The following is a 14,783-nucleotide window of genomic DNA, read 5'->3' as shown; positions in this document are numbered from 1 at the left end:
TCGTACGGTATACTTTACCCTTGTTTGTAAAGAATAAAATATGATCATGAGTAGACGTTGTTAATAAGTGTTCAACAAAGTCATCATCATTCGTACCCATTCCTTGTACACCACGTCCCCCACGGTTCTGTGTTTTGTACGTAGAAGCTGGTAACCTCTTAATATAACCGTTATGAGTTAACGTAATCGCAATGTTTTGCTCAGGAATTAAATCTTCATCTTCAATAAATTCCATACCGCCAATTGTAATTTCTGTTCGTCTCTTATCATTGAAACGCTCTTTTACTTCTGTTAATTCTTCACGAATAATCTCAAGAACTTTCTCTTCATCTGCTAAAATCGCTTTTAATTCAGCAATTAATTTCATTAAGTCTTGATATTCTTGCTCGATTTTTTCACGTTCTAATCCAGTTAAGCGTTGCAGACGCATATCTAAAATCGCTTGCGCTTGTTTCTCACTTAAACCGAAACGTTCCATTAATCCTTGCTTTGCAATATCAGCCGTTTTTGAACTACGAATTAACGTAATAACTTCATCAAGATGATCTAAAGCAATTCGTAATCCTTCTAAAATATGGGCACGTGCCTCTGCTTTTTCTAATTCATAAGCAGTACGTCTACGGATTACTACCTTCTGGTGCTCCAAATAATGATATAAGTTTTGTTTTAAGTTTAGTACTTGAGGCTCTCCATTTACAAGAGACAACATATTAATACCGAAACTTGTTTGAAGTGCTGTATGTTTATATAGATTGTTTAATAGTACGTTTGCATTAGCGTCACGACGTACTTCCATGACAATACGCATACCATTTCGGTCTGATTCATCACGTAAATCTGTAATACCTTCAATTTTCTTATCGCGAACTAATTCTGCGATTTTTTCAATTAATCGTGCCTTATTAACTTGATAAGGTAGTTCCGTTACGATAATAGATTGTTTACCATTTGATTTCTCTTCAATTTCAACTTTGGCACGAAGCATAATAGAACCTCGTCCTGTTTCATAAGCTCTACGGATGCCACTTCGCCCTAAGATTAAACCTGATGTCGGGAAGTCTGGACCAGGAATATATTCCATTAATTCCGCGATAGTGATATCTGGATTATGGCTTAATGCCAACACACCATCAATTACTTCGCCAAGTTGATGCGGCGGAATATTTGTTGCCATACCAACTGCAATACCTGTCGTACCGTTTACTAATAAATTAGGGAAACGCGCTGGTAATACAATCGGCTCTCTTTCCGAACCATCGTAGTTATCTTGGTAATCAATTGTATTTTTTGAAATATCACGTATTAATTCCATAGAAATCTTAGACATTCTTGCCTCTGTATAACGCATTGCCGCTGCTGAATCTCCATCTACAGAACCGAAGTTACCATGCCCATCTACAAGCATATAACGTTGACTGAAATCTTGCGCCATACGTACCATTGTTTCATAAACGGCTGAATCTCCATGAGGGTGATACTTACCGATTACTTCACCGACAATACGTGCTGATTTCTTATACGCTTTATCAGCTGTAATTCCTAAATCATTCATCGCATATAAAACCCTACGATGCACAGGTTTTAATCCATCACGAACATCTGGTAATGCACGAGATACGATAACACTCATTGCGTAATCTAAAAATGAGGTACGCATTTCATGACTAATATTAATTTCTCGAATTCGTGCTTGTTGTTGATTGTCTGACATCAACGAGCACCTCCTCTTACATTTCCGTTACACATACATTGATTTATATGTAGAAGACAGGAATACTTAGATTCCTGTCATTACTCATTTAAATATCAAGGTTTTTCACGTATTTTGCATTCTCTTGGATAAAGTTACGACGCGGTTCCACTTTATCACCCATTAAAATTTCAAATGTTTCATCTGCTTCTATTGCATCTTGAAGGGAAACTTGAAGTAACGAACGTACTTCTGGATCCATTGTCGTCTCCCATAGCTGAGTTGGATTCATCTCTCCAAGACCTTTATAACGTTGAATTCCTGGTTTCGGCTGGGCTGGTAACTCAGCTAATATTTTTTCAAGTTCTTTATCATTATAAGCATATTGAATTTTTTTACCTTGTTGCACTTTAAACAAAGGTGGCTGTGCGATATATATATATCCACACTCAATTATTTGACGCATATAACGATAGAAGAACGTTAATAATAGGGTACGAATATGCGCACCATCAACATCAGCATCGGTCATAATAATAACTTTATGATAGCGTGCTTTTTCGATATCGAAGTCCCCACCAATATTTGTACCAATCGCCGTAATAATTGTACGAACTTCATCATTTGATAAAATCTTATCTAAGCGTGCCTTTTCAACATTAATAATTTTACCCTTCAGCGGTAAAATTGCTTGAAAATGACGATCGCGTCCTTGTTTTGCAGATCCACCCGCAGAGTCACCCTCTACGATATAAATTTCACTAATTGCTGGATCTTTAGAAGAACAATCTGCCAATTTCCCTGGTAAACTTGAAACTTCTAAAGCACTCTTTCGGCGAGTTAGCTCACGAGCCTTTTTAGCTGCTACACGCGCACGTGCTGCCATCGTCCCTTTATCTACAACCTTACGTGCAACATTGGGATTTTCCAGTAAGAATTTTTCAAAAGCCTCAGAGAATACTGACTCCGTAATCGTTCTCGCTTCACTATTTCCAAGTTTCGTCTTCGTTTGCCCTTCAAATTGTGGATTTGGATGTTTAATTGACACGATTGCTGTTAAACCTTCACGAACATCTTCACCAGTCAAATTACTATCCGCATCTTTTAAAATGTTATTTTTACGACCATAATCGTTAATCACACGTGTTAAGGCAGTTTTAAATCCTACCTCATGTGTACCACCTTCATACGTATGAATATTATTTGTAAATGAGTAAATATGATTTGTATATCCTTCGTTATATTGAAGCGCAACTTCAACTTGAATACCATCTTTTGAACCTTCTACATATACAGGCTCTTCATGAATTGGTTGTTTTGAACGATTTAAATGTTCAACATATGATTTAATTCCACCTTCATAGTGGAACTCTTTCTTTTGCTTATGTTCACGTTTATCTTCAATTGTTAATTTAATATTACGATTTAAAAACGCCAACTCACGCATACGAGTCGCTAGCGTATCGAATTCATATTCTGTCGTCTCTTTAAAAATTTCTGGATCCGGTTTAAAGCGAGTTATTGTTCCAGTCTTATCTGTATCACCGATGACTTTTAAATCTGCAACCGGAATACCTCTTTCGTATTTTTGGTAATGGATTTTGCCATCACGATGTACAAATACTTCTAATTCTGTTGATAAGGCATTTACAACAGATGCACCAACACCGTGCAAACCACCAGAAACTTTATAACCGCCACCGCCAAATTTACCACCAGCGTGGAGGACAGTCATAATAACCTCTACTGCAGGACGACCCATTTTTTCTTGTATACCAACTGGAATACCACGTCCATTATCCGTTACAAGAATACTATTATCTTCTTCGATACTAACGTTAATTTCATCGCAATATCCTGCTAACGCTTCATCGATACTATTATCGACAATCTCCCATACAAGGTGGTGAAGTCCCTTCCCACTCGTAGATCCAATATACATACCCGGACGTTTCCGAACTGCCTCTAGTCCTTCAAGTACCTGTATCTGACTTTCATCATATGCATTTTCTTGCATTTGTTTTTGTTCCATTGACACAAAGATCACCTACTTTTCCATTTAAACAGGGGTTTATGCCCTATCTATTTCACAATCTACCGTGCCGTTCGTTACATGAATTGTTTTCGCATCTTTTAATGTTTCGTGTTCAATTCCGTCGACACTCGTCGTTGTAACAAATGTTTGCACCTTTCCTTGAATTGTATTTAACAGATGTGATTGACGATAATCGTCTAATTCTGATAAAACATCATCCAGTAAAAGGATTGGATATTCTTTAACCTCTGAATAAATTAATTCAATTTCAGCTAATTTTAGGGATAGTGCGGTCGTTCGTTGTTGTCCTTGCGAACCAAAGACTTGAACATTTTTACTATTAACGAAGAATTGTAAATCATCACGATGAGGACCAATTAAAGTCGTACCACGGAAAATTTCACGTTGTTTCACAGATTGAAAACTTTCATAGTATACTTCTTTTATTTTCGACAAATCCATTGATTCTGATACATCTACACTTGGTTTATAGACAATTTCTAACTCTTCTAATCCACGGCTTATACCGCGATGAATTGGAGCTGCCCATTCCTGTAGCAAATGCAAAAATTCAAAACGTTTTTGCAGTATTTTTGCACCATGCTCAATTAGTTGAAGGGTAAATACATCCAACATCGTTTCCTCATTCTTACTATTCCCTTGCATTTTTTTCAACAAGTGATTTCGTTGCGTGAGCACCTTTTGATATTGACTTAATTCATACAAATATACAGGAGCTATTTGTCCTAATTCCATATCTAAAAAGCGTCTTCTTACTTGAGGGCTTCCTTTTACAAGATTTAAATCTTCTGGGGCAAACATGACAACGTTCATCACGCCAATATATTGACTTAACTTTTGTTGTTCAAGTTGATTTAATTTTGCCTTTTTACCTTTTTTCGAAATATTTAATTCCAAAGACAAAGAACTGTTTCTTTTTTGTAATTTCCCTTTTATTTGACCAAACTCTTCATCCCAGCGGATAAGTTCGCGATCATTAGAGGTTCTATGAGATTTCGCCATCGCTAAAACATAAATAGCTTCCATCAAGTTTGTTTTCCCTTGTGCATTTTCGCCGATAATTACATTTACCTTATCTTCAAAGGAAAGCTCTAATTTTTCATAATTGCGATAGTTTTTTAATTGTATTTCTGAAATAAACAAAGGGCTCCCCCTTTATGCCTGAACTTGGAAAGTTCCGCTTCCTGGAATTTCAATAACATCATTCGCATATAGTTTGCGACCTCTTCTATTTTCAAGTTCGTTGTTCACGTACACTTCATATTCTTGTAAAAACCATTTTACAGCGCCACCTGTATCAATTACATCAGCTAACTTTAAAAATTGTCCTAGTGTAATATACTCTGTTGAAATTTTAATATGTTTCATAAAATCGCTCACTTTCTGAAAGTGTTCATTCTTTCATTGTACTAAATAAACTAACATTAGGAAAGTAATACCCAAAAATCAAATAAGGGCCACTAGCATCTTTAAACTAGCAACCCTTATTCCTTACCTAGTAAGTACGAACTGGTAAAATTAATTGAATAATTGAATCATCATTTACTGTACGAATTAAGAACGGTCTCATCGCCCCAGTAAAACTAACTTTAATCTCTGTACTATCCAAGGCTTTCAATGCATCCATCATATATTTTGCACTAAAAGATATTTTTAACTCTTCTCCATCTACTTTTTCACATTGTACTTCTTCGACAACTTTTCCGATTTCTGGTGAATTCGAAGAAATCTCTAGCATTTCTTGCTCTAAAGTTGATAATTTGACAACGTTATTGCGGCCATCTCTCGCTAATAGTGAAGCACGATCAATTGCTTGTAGGAATTCTTTTGTATTCACAAAAATATCCGTTTTACTCTCTGCTGGAATTAAACGTGTTGTATCTGGATAATTTCCTTCTAACAATCTTGAGAAGAATAATAAATGTTTTGTACGGAATAATACTTGATACTCCGTAATAACGATATCCACCATTTCTTCAGACTCATCTAGAATCTTACTTAATTCATTTAAGCTCTTACCTGGGATAACAACATTAGCTTGAAATTCATCTGCAATATTATGTCCTTCGATTTTCGCTTTTCGAAGTGCTAGTCTATGACTATCTGTTGCAATACAAGTTAACTCGCTGTTATATACCTTCCAGTTTACACCTGTCAAGATCGGTCTTGTTTCAGAAGTAGAAACTGCAAATACAGTTTGTCTGATCATATGCTTAAGTAAATCCGTTGGTATCTTAAATACATGATGTTCTTCAATCTGTGGTAATAACGGATATTCTGCAGAATCTAAACCATTTAAGTTAAATTCTGATTTTCCAGATTTTATTTTTGTCATAAAATGATTTTCCACAGAAATTTCGACAGTATCTTTAGGTAGTTTTTTTACAATCTCACTAAAATATTTTGCTTGTAAAACAATGCTTCCTGATTGAGCTATTTCTACGATTTCTTTTCCATTTTCTTCGACTGGAATAAACGATTCAATAGAAATATCAGCATCGCTTCCTGTTAATGTAACCCCTTCTTCAGTAGCTACAACTTTAATTCCTGTAAGGATAGGGATTGTTGTACGAGAAGAAACTGCCTTCATTACATCTTGTACACCTCTTACAAGATAGTCTTTTTGTATTGTAAAACGCATAAAGAAAAACCTCCGGTAAGTATAAGATTTTATTTAATTAATAAAGATAAAAAAATAGTAGTAATAGTAATAGGGCTTGTGGATATGTGGATAACCCCTTTGAAGGATGTAAAAACAGTCTATCTACATGTGGATAGACTGTGCGTAAAACAAGGTAAGTTATTCACACTATTCAGCTACTACTTTAAAATACCATTAATTTCTTCAACTTGCTTTTGTAATTGCGTATCGGTTTTTAGTAGTTTAGAAATTTTTTCATGGGCATGGATAACTGTTGTATGATCACGTCCACCAAATTCTTCACCTATTTTTGGTAAAGAGGAATCCGTAAGTTCGCGTGATAAATACATTGCAATTTGGCGAGGAAACGCAACTGATTTTGTGCGTTTTTTCGCTTTAAAATCTTCTAATTTTACTTGATAAACGTCTCCGACAGCTTTTTGAATATCATAAATAGAGATAATTTTCGGCTTAGAATTTGGAATAATATCTTTAAGTGCTTCAGCTGCTAAATCAGCATTAATATCTTTATTAATTAAAGATGAATAAGCTACAACTCGGATAAGTGCACCTTCTAATTCACGAATATTTGAATCAATTTGATTTGCGATATAAAGCATAACTTCATTTGGTATATCAAGCCCTTCAGCTTTTGCCTTTTTGCGTAAAATTGCAATTCGTGTCTCTAAATCTGGCGGCGTAATATCTGTAATAAGTCCCCATTCAAAGCGAGAACGAAGACGATCTTCTAAAGTTGGAATTTCTTTTGGTGGTCGATCACTAGAAATTACAATTTGTTTACTTTCTTCGTGTAATGCATTAAATGTATGGAAAAACTCTTCTTGAGTTTGTTCTTTTCCAGCAAGAAATTGAATATCATCTATCAATAAAACATCTACGTTGCGATATTTATTACGAAAATCAACAGCTTTATTATCACGAATAGAGTTAATAAATTCATTCGTGAATTTTTCTGATGATAAATATACAACTTTTGCATTTGGATTATGTTCAATTACATAATGACCAATTGCGTGCATTAAATGCGTCTTTCCAAGCCCAACTCCCCCATAAATAAAGAGTGGATTATACGCTTTAGCTGGCGCCTCGGCTACAGCTAATGAAGCTGCATGGGCAAAACGGTTACCAGAGCCGATAACAAATGTATCAAATGTATATTTTGGATTTAACATGCTCTGTGGTAAATGAGCTGAATCATCTTGTGCTGGATTCCGCTTAACTGGAGGAAGATCAATGTCCTCTTCCGATTGACTTTGGGGAATAATAAAGCGAATTGCTAATTTTGCCCCTGTTAAATCGTATAGTGTTTCCGAAATAAGTTCTGAGTAATGAGATTCTAGCCAGTCACGAGCAAATTCATTTGGAGCTGTAATCGTTAATACGTCTTTCTTCAAGTTATGAGCCGTTGTTGATTTTAACCATGTTTCATAACTAGGCTTGCTTACCTTTTTTTCTAATTCTTTTAAGGCACTATTCCATAAATCAGAGATATTTTCCAAAGGTGTCCCTCCTTTACTAAGATGGTAAAAGAATAAGGTTGCGCAACAAATGTACAACCTAATAAATATAAAATGTATATTTATACGAAACGTATTTTAAAACCTAAAAACGTCGTTTGTATATGAGATAGGGTTTTCGACAAAAAAAGCGAATGTGGACAACTATTTACCCACATGTGATTAAAACTGTCCACATGTTATACACAAATTGTGGATAAGATAAAGATGTGGAAAACTTATTCAAAGTGAAAACACAACTATAATATCAAAAAAAAGTGGCTATAGCAATGAATTTAAGAAAGTTATCCACAAAATCAATACCTTGTGGAATAAACTTGTCCACAACACGATATACTGTGTAAAAGTGGGAAAAAAGTTTGTGGATATAAAAAACGTGAAAAAACATTTATCCACAAGGAAATATAGATGCTGTGAAAAAGTATGTGAATAGGTTCAAAATGAATATTTGATGAAAATTTCTAGAACCATTGACATTTTCCTAGTTAATTAACTATAATTTATAGGACTGTCTTTAACAGATATTCCTCAGGGAGGTGTCATATAATGAAAAGAACTTACCAACCAAATAAACGTAAGCGCAGCAAAGTACATGGTTTCCGCAGCCGTATGAGCACAGCGAACGGACGTAAAGTGCTAGCAGCTCGTCGTCGTAAAGGAAGAAAAGTATTATCTGCGTAGACCACTGATCGTTCAGTGGTCTTTTTTTCTAATAATAGTGAATTTCCGCTGATGAAATACAGGAGTGTCAATTGATATGAAGAAAAAACATCGTATAAAGAAGAATGATGAATTCCAGGCGGTTTTTCAAAAAGGAAAATCAAATGCGAATCGTCAGTTTGTTGTATACCAATTAGATAAAGAAGAACAGCCAAACTTTCGCATCGGCCTTTCTGTTAGCAAAAAAATAGGAAATGCAGTAGTTCGTAATCGAATTAAGCGCATGGTCCGTCAGGCTATTACAGAGTTAAAAGATGAGATAGATTCTGGAAAAGATTTTGTTATAATAGCAAGGAAGCCTTGTGCAGAGATGACATATGAAGAAGTAAAGAAAAGCTTAATTCATGTCTTTAAACGCTCTGGTATGAAAAGAATAAAAAAGTAGCGTAAGGAAATGAATTACACTATATACATACCGAAACAAGGAGGAGCAGGCTTTGAAAAAGAAAATAGGTTTACTGGCCATGGTTATTACATTAATGGCAATTGCTACCGGCTGTAGTGAAACGGGTCAGCCGATTACATCGAAGAGCACTGGGATTTGGAATGAATATTTCGTATACCCGCTTTCTCAGTTAATCACGTATTTTGCGACATGGCTTGGTGATAATTACGGTTTAGCGATCGTTATTACGACCCTTATTATTCGTTTTGCATTATTACCATTAATGATTAAGCAAACGAAGAGTACGAAAGCTATGCAGGCGTTACAACCAGAAATGGTAAAGTTAAAAGAGAAATATAGCTCGAAAGACCAAGCAACACAGCAAAAATTACAACAAGAAATGATGCAGCTATATCAAAAAAATGGTGTAAATCCATTAGCCGGTTGTTTACCAATATTTGTTCAGATGCCTATTTTATTCGCATTTTATCATGCGATTATGAGAACATCAGAAATTAGTAAACATACATTTTTATGGTTTGATTTAGGACAGGCAGACCCTTACTATATCTTACCGGTTGTTGCGGCAATTACGACATTTATTCAGCAAAAGCTTGCAATGGCAGGAACAGCTGGTCAAAATCCGCAAATGGCAATGATGCTTTGGCTTATGCCGATTATGATTTTAATCTTTGCAATTAACTTCCCAGCTGCATTATCACTTTACTGGGTTGTTGGTAATATCTTTGGTATTGCTCAAATGTACTTTATCAAAGGGCCAGAGATTAAGGCTAACAAAGCTGGAGGCTCAAGCAAGTGAGTATAATTACTGCTAAAGGACAAACAGTCGAGCTGGCAGTAGAGGATGCTTTAAGGCAATTAAACACATCAAAAGATCGAGTAGATATAAATATTGTCGATGAGGGTAAAAGAGGGTTCTTAGGTTTATTTGGGAATCGTCCTGCAGTAGTAGAAGTTGTATTGAAGAAAGATCCAATTCAGGAATGTGAAGAATATTTAAGAAATGTTATTCACAATATGGGTGTGGAAGTTGAAATTAGTAAAATTGTAAAAGGACGCGAGATTGAATTTACAATTTCTGGTGATGATGTAGGAGTTTTAATTGGAAAAAGAGGTAATACATTGAACTCTTTACAGTATTTAACAAAACTTGTCGCAAATCGTAACACGAAGCAGTATATCGGTATTACACTAGATGCTGAAAATTATCGTAGTAAAAGAAAAAGTACGTTAGAATCACTTTCTTATCGATTAGCGAAACAAGTATCTAATACGAAAAAAAGAGTTATTTTAGAACCGATGCCATCTTTTGAACGAAAAATTATTCATCAGGCATTATCAAATCATCAAGGTATCAAAACAACTTCTGAAGGAAATGAACCACATCGGCATGTTGTAATATCTCCTAAATGACCGGTTGCTCAAATGAGTGCCGGTTTTTTTGAGCGAAAAATAGATGTGGATAACTAAAAAACACTAAACTTATCCACTGTGAATAAGTTTAGTGTTTTTTACATGGGGATATAATAAAATGAGTTATTCTTCTTTTGTAGATAGGTTCGTTATGGTATCCTAATAATTTAGTGAAAGAAATAATCATGTTGAAATAGAGATAAATAAGCAAGTGAGGTGAAAGGACATGGAATTTGATACAATTGCTGCGATTTCCACAGCGCTTGGAGAGGGTGCAATTGCCATTGTTCGAGTAAGTGGGGATGATGCGGTGGAGAAAGTTGACCGTATTTTTAAAGGGAAGGATTTAACAGAGGTTTCTTCTCATACTATTCATTATGGTCATATCGTTGATTTAGATACAAATCAAGTTATTGAAGAAGTTATGGTGTCTATTATGCGCGCACCGAGGACTTTTACACGTGAAAATATAGTGGAAATTAACTGTCATGGCGGACTTGTTTCAGTAAATAAAGTATTGCAACTTATTCTAGCGCAAGGAGTACGATTGGCAGAACCGGGCGAATTTACAAAACGTGCTTTTTTAAATGGACGTATCGATTTATCACAAGCAGAAGCTGTTATGGATTTGATTCGAGCAAAAACAGATCGTGCGATGAATGTAGCAATTAATCAAATGGAAGGGCGATTATCTAAATTAATTGGTCGCTTACGTCAAGAAATATTAGAAACATTAGCTCATGTTGAGGTAAATATAGATTATCCAGAATACGATGATGTAGAAGAGATGACACATAATATTTTAATTGAGAAAGCAACGCATGTTCGTTCGGAAATCGAAAAAATATTAGAAACATCAAAACAAGGGAAAATCTTACGTGAAGGTATTGCTACAGCAATTATCGGTAGGCCTAATGTTGGGAAATCATCGTTATTAAATAGCCTTGTTCAGGAGAAAAAAGCAATTGTAACTGATATTGCAGGAACAACTCGTGATGTTATTGAAGAGTACGTTAATGTGCGTGGCGTACCTCTTAAACTTATAGATACAGCCGGTATTCGTGAGACAGAAGATGTTGTTGAACGAATTGGTGTGGAGCGTTCAAAAGAAATGATGAGCCAAGCAGATTTAGTATTAGTTGTTGTCAACTATAGCGAGGCTTTAACAAATGAGGATGAAGATCTATTCCATGCGGTACAAGGAAAAGACTTTATTGTTATTGTGAATAAGACTGATTTACCGCAAGCAATTGATATGGAACGTGTTACAGAGTTAGCCGAGGGAAATCGTGTTATTACAACATCCTTAATTGAGGAACAAGGAATAGATGAACTCGAAAAGGCAATAGCTGATTTATTCTTTGAAGGAACAATCGATTCTACAGATATGACATATGTTTCTAATGCGAGACATATTGGATTATTAACACAAGCGGGACAAACAATCGGTGATGCAATTGAGGCAATAGAAAATGGTGTACCAATTGATATGGTGCAAATTGATTTAACAAGAACGTGGGAAATACTTGGTGAAATTACTGGTGACACAGTCCATGAAAGCCTAATTGACCAGTTGTTCTCTCAATTTTGTTTAGGAAAATAATATAGTGATGTTTTAGAAAGATAGAGATTATTAGGAGGAATAAACAATGGGATACAATGCCGGTTCATACGATGTCATAGTAATCGGTGCAGGTCATGCAGGATGTGAAGCTGGTCTTGCGGCAGCACGAATGGGCTCAAAAACATTAATGTTAACAATTAACTTAGATATGGTAGCATTCATGCCATGTAACCCTTCTGTTGGTGGACCAGCAAAAGGGATTGTTGTTCGTGAAATTGATGCATTAGGCGGAGAAATGGGACGTAATATTGATAAAACTCATATTCAAATGCGTATGCTAAATACAGGTAAGGGTCCAGCTGTACGTGCACTTCGAGCGCAAGCTGATAAATTCTCTTACCAACATGAATTGAAGAAAACAATTGAAGAAACACCAAACTTAACGTTGTTCCAAGGAATGGTAGAGCGTTTAATCGTTGAAGAAGGTATATGTAAAGGGGTAGTTACACAAGCTGGTGCAGAATATACAGCGAAAACCGTTGTAATTACGACTGGAACATTTTTACGTGGCGAGATTATCATGGGCGATTTAAAATATTCAAGCGGTCCAAATAATCAACAACCGTCTATTACATTATCTGAGCATTTAGAGGAGCTTGGATTTGATCTTGTTAGATTTAAAACAGGGACACCTCCGCGTGTAAACAGTAATACAATTGACTACAGTAAAACGGAAATTCAACCAGGTGATGATAAGCCGCGTTCGTTCTCTTTTGAAACAACGAAATTTATTATGGATCAAATTCCATGTTGGTTGACATATACAAGTACAGAAACACACCGTTTAATAGATGAAAATTTACATCGTTCAGCTATGTATTCTGGTATGATTAAAGGAACAGGCCCGAGGTACTGTCCTTCTATTGAAGACAAAGTAGTAAGATTTAATGACAAACCACGTCATCAAATTTTCTTAGAGCCAGAAGGGCGTAATACACAAGAAGTATATGTACAAGGTTTATCCACAAGCCTACCAGAAGATGTACAACGTGACATGCTTAGAACAATTCCAGGCCTAGAAAATGTTGAAATGATGCGCACAGGTTATGCGATTGAATATGATGCAATTGTGCCAACACAATTATGGCCAACACTTGAAACGAAAAAGATTAAAAATTTATATACAGCAGGACAAATTAATGGAACTTCTGGTTACGAAGAGGCGGCAGGACAAGGGCTTATGGCTGGGATTAATGCAGCATGCCGTTCTTTAGGTAAAAAAGAAGTTGTTTTAGGCCGCGAGGATGCTTATATTGGTGTCTTAATTGATGATCTTGTAACGAAAGGTACAAATGAACCATATCGTTTATTAACGTCTCGTGCAGAATACCGTCTATTATTACGCCACGATAATGCTGATCTTCGTTTAACTGAAGTTGGTCGTGAAATTGGATTAATTAAAGAAGAGCGATATGAGCGATTTACAAATAAAAAATTACAAATTGAACAGGAAAAGGAACGTTTAAGCAGCATTATTATTAAACCACGTCCTGAAGTTCAAGAATTAATTCGCAATATTGGCGGAAGTGAATTGAAAGATGGAATACGTGCAAGTGACTTATTACGTCGTCCAGAGATGACATATGAGCATATTCATCTTTTAGTACCAAGTGAAGTAGAATTAAGTGATGAAGTTACAGAACAAGTTGAAATTCAGATTAAGTACGAAGGATATATTGAAAAATCTTTACAGCAAGTAGAGCGTATGAAGAAAATGGAGAGTAAAAAAATCCCTGTAGATATTGATTATGACGCGATTTCTAGCCTTGCTTCAGAAGCTAGACAGAAATTGAAAGATGTTCGTCCACTTTCAATGGGGCAGGCTTCACGTATTTCTGGCGTAAATCCAGCGGATATTTCCATTTTACTTGTGTATATAGAACAAGGAAAAATTGCGCGCGTATCGAACCAATAACATAGTAAGGAGATATTGCTAGATGAACATAGAACAATTTCAATCTATGCTAGAAGAGAAGGGAATCACCCTCTCTTCTAGACAATTAGAGCAGTTCAAAATCTACTTTGAAACATTAGTAGAGTGGAATGAAAAAATGAACTTAACGGCTATTACAGAAAAAGAAGAAGTATACTTAAAACACTTTTTTGATTCCATTACAGCTGCTTTTTATTATGATTTTTCAAAACCATGCTCAATTTGTGATGTTGGTGCAGGGGCTGGATTCCCAAGTATTCCTTTAAAAATCTGTTTCCCGCACTTAAAAGTAACAATTGTAGATTCATTGCAAAAACGTATTAATTTCTTAAATCACTTAGCGCAAAAGTTAGAATTAAGTGATGTTGCATTTTGTCATGATCGTGCTGAAACATTTGGGAAAAAAGAAGGTGTACGTGAATCATACGATATTGTAATGGCACGTGCAGTTGCGCGTCTTTCTGTATTAAGTGAGCTATGCTTACCACTTGTAAAAGTTGGAGGAACATTCATTGCAATGAAAGGTGCAGCAGCAAACGAAGAAATCGAAAATGGCAAGTATGCTTTAGAGGTGCTAGGCGGAGAGTTAAAAGAGATGTCTACGTTCCAATTACCGTTTGAAGAGAGTGAACGTAATATTTTATTAATCGAGAAAAAGCGCAAGACACCAAAGAAATATCCACGCAAACCGGGAACACCCAATAAATTACCTATTGAAAAATAAATCTTATTAGACGTAAGATTAAATTATATAAATGAAAA

Annotated in this window: 13 protein-coding genes (1 of these 13 cut by a window edge); 7 read left to right on the top strand and 6 right to left on the bottom strand. The window is 35.6% G+C overall.

The window, feature by feature from the left end:
- From gyrA to dnaA, 6 genes are all read right to left on the bottom strand, one after another.
- On the bottom strand, positions 1-1,711 hold the 5' portion of the coding sequence (gene gyrA, locus QCI81_RS14310; RefSeq protein WP_001282866.1) for a DNA gyrase subunit A. The gene continues 761 nt to the left of window position 1, outside the view; 1,711 of the gene's 2,472 nt are visible here — the first part of the coding sequence; it begins with the start codon at positions 1,709-1,711; its stop codon lies beyond the left edge, outside the window.
- An 88-nt stretch (positions 1,712-1,799) separates the two neighbouring features.
- Positions 1,800-3,722, bottom strand: a complete 1,923-nt coding sequence (gyrB, locus tag QCI81_RS14305; protein WP_000435980.1) for a DNA topoisomerase (ATP-hydrolyzing) subunit B — start codon at positions 3,720-3,722, stop codon at positions 1,800-1,802.
- 39 nt (positions 3,723-3,761) lie between these two features.
- Complete coding sequence (gene recF, locus QCI81_RS14300; protein ID WP_000470755.1) at positions 3,762-4,889, bottom strand: DNA replication/repair protein RecF; 1,128 nt, start codon at positions 4,887-4,889, stop codon at positions 3,762-3,764.
- 12 nt (positions 4,890-4,901) lie between these two features.
- The gene (gene yaaA / locus QCI81_RS14295; RefSeq protein WP_000680510.1) at positions 4,902-5,114 is read right to left on the bottom strand and encodes a S4 domain-containing protein YaaA; all 213 of its coding nucleotides are present in this window, start codon (positions 5,112-5,114) and stop codon (positions 4,902-4,904) included.
- Positions 5,115-5,241: 127 nt separating this feature from the next.
- Positions 5,242-6,387, bottom strand: a complete 1,146-nt coding sequence (gene dnaN, locus QCI81_RS14290; protein ID WP_001212886.1) for a DNA polymerase III subunit beta — start codon at positions 6,385-6,387, stop codon at positions 5,242-5,244.
- Positions 6,388-6,566: 179 nt separating this feature from the next.
- A complete protein-coding gene (gene dnaA, locus QCI81_RS14285; RefSeq protein ID WP_000428028.1) occupies positions 6,567-7,907 on the bottom strand; it encodes a chromosomal replication initiator protein DnaA in 1,341 nt (446 codons plus the stop codon).
- A gap of 564 nt (positions 7,908-8,471) precedes the next feature.
- On the opposite strand from dnaA, the gene rpmH reads away from it, so the two are divergent.
- From rpmH to rsmG, 7 genes are all read left to right on the top strand, one after another.
- Positions 8,472-8,606, top strand: a complete 135-nt coding sequence (gene rpmH / locus QCI81_RS14280) for a 50S ribosomal protein L34 (RefSeq protein WP_000831901.1) — start codon at positions 8,472-8,474, stop codon at positions 8,604-8,606.
- 76 nt (positions 8,607-8,682) lie between these two features.
- A complete protein-coding gene (gene rnpA / locus QCI81_RS14275; protein ID WP_000726621.1) occupies positions 8,683-9,030 on the top strand; it encodes a ribonuclease P protein component in 348 nt (115 codons plus the stop codon).
- 52 nt (positions 9,031-9,082) lie between these two features.
- Positions 9,083-9,850 (top strand): YidC family membrane integrase SpoIIIJ, encoded by a 768-nt coding sequence (gene spoIIIJ, locus QCI81_RS14270; RefSeq protein WP_353810838.1) that lies wholly within the window; start codon positions 9,083-9,085, stop codon positions 9,848-9,850.
- On the top strand, positions 9,847-10,464 hold the full coding sequence (jag, locus tag QCI81_RS14265; protein WP_000022795.1) for an RNA-binding cell elongation regulator Jag/EloR: 618 nt from the start codon (positions 9,847-9,849) through the stop codon (positions 10,462-10,464). Before spoIIIJ ends, jag begins: the two co-directional genes overlap by 4 nt.
- A 226-nt stretch (positions 10,465-10,690) precedes the next feature.
- Entirely contained in the window at positions 10,691-12,067 is a 1,377-nt protein-coding gene (gene mnmE / locus QCI81_RS14260) for a tRNA uridine-5-carboxymethylaminomethyl(34) synthesis GTPase MnmE (RefSeq protein WP_000393762.1), read from the top strand.
- Positions 12,068-12,113: 46 nt separating this feature from the next.
- Positions 12,114-14,003: a tRNA uridine-5-carboxymethylaminomethyl(34) synthesis enzyme MnmG gene (gene mnmG / locus QCI81_RS14255; RefSeq protein WP_000541052.1), complete on the top strand. Its 1,890-nt coding sequence runs from the start codon at positions 12,114-12,116 to the stop codon at positions 14,001-14,003.
- 22 nt (positions 14,004-14,025) lie between these two features.
- Complete coding sequence (rsmG, locus tag QCI81_RS14250; RefSeq protein WP_353810837.1) at positions 14,026-14,745, top strand: 16S rRNA (guanine(527)-N(7))-methyltransferase RsmG; 720 nt, start codon at positions 14,026-14,028, stop codon at positions 14,743-14,745.
- Positions 14,746-14,783 lie beyond the last annotated feature (38 nt).

The sequence above is a fragment of the Bacillus cereus group sp. MG20 genome (genome assembly GCF_040459885.1).
In the GTDB taxonomy this organism is placed as follows: domain Bacteria; phylum Bacillota; class Bacilli; order Bacillales; family Bacillaceae_G; genus Bacillus_A; species Bacillus_A cereus.
This window is presented reverse-complemented; position numbering and strand designations above follow the sequence as displayed.